Here is a 5468-nt window from a genome sequence, read left to right as displayed (position 1 = left end):
GCTACAAATACATGGCTTTTAAATATAAATGAAACAAAAGTACAAGTTGCCCAAAAAGCTCTTAGTACACTTTTTGGTAATCCAATTATTACTAATATTAATTATAATCCAAATGCACAAAAACTTTATATGACTGTAAAATCAACAAAAAATAACTTTGAAAGAAAAATTTATTTAAAAGTTGAGCCAGACTTAGCAAGAAAAATGAAAAAATACAAATCAAATCTTAAAGCTATTGTATTACATAAATTAAGTGATAAAGAGCTTGAATTTATTGGTATTAATATTTCTTACAATAATAAAAATACAATAGCAATTATAAGTGATGAAACATATATAAGAGAACGTATAAAACTTGTTTCAAATGATAAACTTGATTTAGAAAAAGAGAACATAACATATTATGATATTGCAAAAGATATTACGCCACCTGATTGGTATGGTATTTCAGATGAAAATGAGAATGTTGTAATTGGTTATGGTTCTGATTTTGATGAAACAAAAGCTAAAAATAAAGCTTTACAATCTATTCAACAAACACTTAGTGTAAGGGTTTCATCAGAAACAACATTAGTTAAACAAATGCATGGAGATGTGATTTCTAAAAGTGCACAAAGTAAAATAAATGTAAAAGCTGATGAAACAGAATTAAAAGGTGTTACATTGTATAAAACAGTAAAAAAAGACAATTTATGGTTTGTTGCTATGAAATATACAAAAAATTAAATGAGGTAAAATGAATAAAATATTAATATCAATTATACTTGGACTTGCTATGTTTTTCATAGCAAATTTGGCTTTTAATACTCAACATTCAATACTACTTGCTATTATTGTTTTTTTAGTTACATTATGGACAAATGAAGGACTTCCTTTAGGAGTTGTTTCATTAATGCCTATAATACTTTTTCCTGCTTTTGATATTTTAAGTACAAATGCTACAAGTGTTAATTACTCTAAATCTATTATATTTTTATTTTTGGGTGGATTTATGATTGCAATTGCTACACAAAAAACAGATTTACATAAGTATATATCAAATAAGTTATTGTCATTTTTCCCAAATACAGTTCGTGGTATTATGTTTTCTTTAGCAATTACATCAGCATTTTTAAGTTCACTTATTTCAAATACAACAACAGCACTTTTATTAATTCCAATTGCAATGTTTTTAACAGATGATTTAAAGTTAAAACTAAGACTTGTATTATCAATTGCTTATGGTGCAAGTATTGGTGGTATTATCACTCCAATTGGAACACCTCCAAATTTAATTCTTTTAGGATTTATGGAGCAAAATAGTATTGAAGCTGTATCTTTTGTAAGTTGGATGTTTTTAACTCTTCCTTTAGCTTTAGTAATGCTTGTAATAATTCCTTATGTTTTATCTTTAGGTGTAAGTGATTTAAAAATCCAAAGAGAAATAGAAGATAATTTAAGCTTAACACCAAGTCAAAAGCGTTTATCAATGATTTTAATCTCATTAGTTGTTTTACTTTTTGCTAACTCTAAAATTGAGCCTTTTTACTCAGGACTTGGATTAAATGAAAAAGTAATTTTATTAGGATTTGGTTTATTAATGTTTGTTCCAAAAATAGGGTTTTTACAATGGGAAGATACTAAAAAGATTCCTTATGAAATCATATTTTTATTTGGAGCAGGTTTTTCTATTGCAAGTGCTTTTTCATCAACAGGATTAGCAAATGAAATAGCAACATATCTTTTAGTTTTAACAAATTTACCTACAATATTATTGATTGTATTAGTTGCTGCTATGATTACATTTACAACGGAAATCACATCAAATACTGCACTTATTTCTATTGCTTTACCAATTATATATTCTCTTGGTCAAAGTTCAAATATTGATACAACTTTAATATTATTTGTTGCAACAATTTGTGCCTCTTATGCCTTTATGCTTCCAATAGCAACTCCACCAAATGCAATTGCTATGAGTTCAGGTGTTGTAAAAGTTAAAGATATGGCAAAATATGGATTCTTATTTAATATTTTGGGTATTTTAGCCATTACTACAATTGCTTTAGTTTACTGGCAATTTTATTTATAAAAATTTATAAAAGTATTATAGCCTTTTGGTTATAATACGCACCATGCAAGATATATTAAAAAAACTAGATTTAACAGACTATATAGACTCATTCTCAAAGCTTTTAGCAAGAGATAAATCAATCATATTAGAAGGTGATATAAACCTTCATTATAAACTAATAAGCGAATTATCAAAATTTGATTTTAAAGAACCTCAAAAGATATTAAACTTGGATAGAGCATTGATGCATATTCAAAAACAAGGTATTTTAAAAGTTGATGAAATTATTGAATTTATTAAAATAATCAAATATTTCTCATACTTAAAAAGATTTAATTTTGATGGAAAACTTCAAGAATGGATTGATAAAATTATTATCCCAGAAGATATTTTAAAAATTTGTGATTATTTTGATGATAGAGCAAATTTGAAAGATGGTGTAGATCAAGATTTTGACATGATTAAAAATGCAATTTCTAAAAATAAAGAATCTATAAAACAAAGTTTATACAAAATAATAAACTCTCCTAAAATTAGAACTTATTTAGTTGATTCACAAGTACATTATGTAAATGGTGAAGAGGCTATTTTAGTAAGAGGTGGATTTAATCATGTATTAAAAGCATCTGTTATTAATAGATCTAATTCTGGATTTTTTTATGTATTACCTCATAGTACAAGTGCTTTAAAACAAGAACAAAGTGATTTAAGAAATAAACAAGAAGAAATTTTATTGAAAATTTGTAAAGAAATTTCTTCATTATTTGAAAAAAACTTAATGTTTTTAAAGTTTATAAATAAAGAGTTTGATAGATTTGATCACTATCAAGCAAGATTATTCTTTGCTAAAATAAATGATAAAAACTTTATCATACCAAGTAAAAAAGCACAAAATAAACTTGTTGACTTTTCTCATCCTGCAATATCAGGTGCTAAACCTATCTCAATTGATTTTACTAAATCAGTTGTTATGATTACAGGGGTAAATGCAGGTGGTAAAACAATGATGTTAAAATCAATTTTATCAGCAGTATTATTATCAAAATATCTAATTCCATATAATGCACATAAAGATACAACAGTTGGAAACTTTAAATCTATAAATGCTGTATTAGATGACCCACAAAGTGTTAAAAATGATATTTCAACATTTGCAGGAAGAATGGTAGAATTCTCAAAACTTTTCACTTCAAAAAATGCAATTGTAGGAGTTGATGAGATTGAATTAGGAACAGATTCAGATGAAGCTGCTAGTTTATTTAAAGTAATTATTGAAGAGTTAATTAGAAAAGATATTAAAATTATTATTACAACTCACCATAAAAGATTAGCTGCTTTAATGGCTTCAAATAACGAAGTTGAGTTAATAGCTGCACTTTACGATGAAGAGAATAGAAAACCAACCTATGAGTTTTTACAAGGAACTATTGGACGATCTTATGCTTTTGAAACTGCATCAAGATATGGAATTCCTCAAAATATTGTAAATAAAGCTAAAGAAGTTTATGGTGATGATAAAGATAAGTTAAATGAGTTAATTGAGCGAAGTTCTGATTTAGAAAAAGATTATAAGTTAAAAATCCAAAAGCTTAATAATGAAATTGAAAATATGGAAAGATTAACAAGAAATCTAAAAGAAGAAAAAGAAAATCTTGATAATCATATTTATTCTGAAAAATCAAAACTTCATAAAGAGTATAAAGATGCAAGAGATGAAGCAAAAAAAGCTATTAAAGCTAAGCTAGTAAGCCAATCTCATCAACATCTAAATATATCACATCAAAAAGTTACTCAAATAGAAACTCAAAAGATTCAAGATGTAGTTGAGTTAAAAGTAGGGGATAGAGTAAAATATAGAAGTACAAAAGGTACATTAGTTTCAATTAAAGGTTCTAAAGCATTTATTGAAAATGATATGGGAATGAAAGTTCAAGTAAAACTATCAGATTTACAAAGATCAGGAAATCCTCCAAAAGTAAAACAAGTACCTAAAAAAGCAACTTTAACAGTTCAAAAACCAGATTCTGGAAGTGTTACACTTGACCTTCATGGACAAAGAGCTGATGAAGCAATTGAAAACCTAGATAAGTTTTTATCAGATGCTCTAATAGCTGGATTTGATGAAGTTTTAGTTTATCATGGAATTGGAACAGGAAAGTTATCTTATGCTGTAAAAGTATTTTTAGATAAATATCCAAAAATAAAATCTTATAAAGACGCAGATGCACATCAAGGTGGATTTGGTGCAAAAGTAATAAAACTTTAAAAACTGCAAAACTTATAAAGAAGAAAGAGTTACTTCTTTCTTCTTTACTATTATTTTAAAAACTTAAATTTTGATAATCTTTATTTAATAAACTACTAGCAACATTTGCTGGTTTTGCTACATTAATCCCATCTAATAATACAGACTTTTCTAAAGAAGCATTTGGTAAGAATAGTGGACAAACCTCTACTTTCGCACCTTTTTTTATTAGTGCTTGAAGCATCATCTTTGGAGATTTATCAAGAGGTTTTAGTATTGGGCTTTTCATTCCTTTTACTGCTAAATTACCAGCTTTTGAACATAAAGTCATATTTACTTCTTTTTTTTGTTTTAATGTCATCATTGATAAAACCATACCCATCATTTGAGTTTGAGCATCTGATGAAGTAATTAAAACATTTAAACCTTTTACATTATTCTCTTTTGCTATTGATGCTGTTGATAATAATAGTGTTAAACCTAAAATCAATAAACTTCTTTTCATATTACTTTTCCTTATAATTAATTGTTTTACAATTATAAATAAAACTTATTAATTATAAATAATATATACTTATAATTATATAAATTTAAAATTTTTTAAAATAGTAAAATAAAATTCTATTTATTATTTATTAGAAGGAATGATTTTATTGTACAGTCCATTCTCTCTTCAATATCACTAGCATTAATATCCATATAATCTGTTTGTATTTTATATAACACTTGATTTTTATATTTAAATTCAAATACTAAATAACCAGCATAAAGTTTTGATTTTTTTCCTTTTTTTCCTTTGTCTTGTTTATCATTTTCATATATATAATAGTCGATATATAGCTTTTTATTGGCTACTTTATTCTCTTTTATATAATTTGATATTACTTTATTTAATTTTTCATCTGCTTGTTTTTTATTTAGAATTGTAATTAAATTACTTTTCATATTTTTAGAATATTCAATCTCTGATAGAAGAGTATAGTTGTTTGATTGCAATAACTCTTTAGCTTCTATTAAATTTTTATTATTCTTAATAGAAAATATTTTTTCAAATGTAATAGTTTTATTTTGGCAATTAACTCGTTTGATTTTTTTAGAATTATTAACTTGTTCATATATAGAATATGAAATTATAATAATAAAAACAATGATGAAGATTTTATAAAAAAG

5 protein-coding genes are annotated in these 5468 nt (G+C 25.3%); 3 read left to right on the top strand and 2 right to left on the bottom strand.

The window, feature by feature from the left end; genetic code table 11:
• From ACERKK_RS10755 to ACERKK_RS10745, 3 genes are all read left to right on the top strand, one after another.
• On the top strand, nt 1-726 hold a 726-nt coding region (locus ACERKK_RS10755; RefSeq protein WP_373773081.1), incomplete at its 5' end, for a hypothetical protein.
• A gap of 10 nt (nt 727-736) precedes the next feature.
• Nucleotides 737-2071, top strand: a complete 1335-nt coding sequence (locus ACERKK_RS10750; RefSeq protein WP_373773080.1) for a DASS family sodium-coupled anion symporter — start codon at nt 737-739, stop codon at nt 2069-2071.
• A 43-nt stretch (nt 2072-2114) separates the two neighbouring features.
• Complete coding sequence (locus ACERKK_RS10745; RefSeq protein WP_373773079.1) at nt 2115-4319, top strand: endonuclease MutS2; 2205 nt, start codon at nt 2115-2117, stop codon at nt 4317-4319.
• 55 nt (nt 4320-4374) lie between these two features.
• On the opposite strand, the gene ACERKK_RS10740 is transcribed toward ACERKK_RS10745, so the two are convergent.
• Nucleotides 4375-4803 (bottom strand): hypothetical protein, encoded by a 429-nt coding sequence (locus ACERKK_RS10740; protein WP_373773078.1) that lies wholly within the window; start codon nt 4801-4803, stop codon nt 4375-4377.
• Between the two features lie 116 nt (nt 4804-4919).
• On the bottom strand, nt 4920-5468 hold a 549-nt coding region (locus ACERKK_RS10735), incomplete at its 5' end, for a hypothetical protein (RefSeq protein WP_373773077.1).

Origin of the sequence: Poseidonibacter sp., assembly GCF_041821165.1 — a bacterium.
Lineage (GTDB): Bacteria > Campylobacterota > Campylobacteria > Campylobacterales > Arcobacteraceae > Poseidonibacter.
Note: the sequence above shows the minus strand (reverse complement) of the source record. Positions and strands in the feature narration are given on the sequence as shown.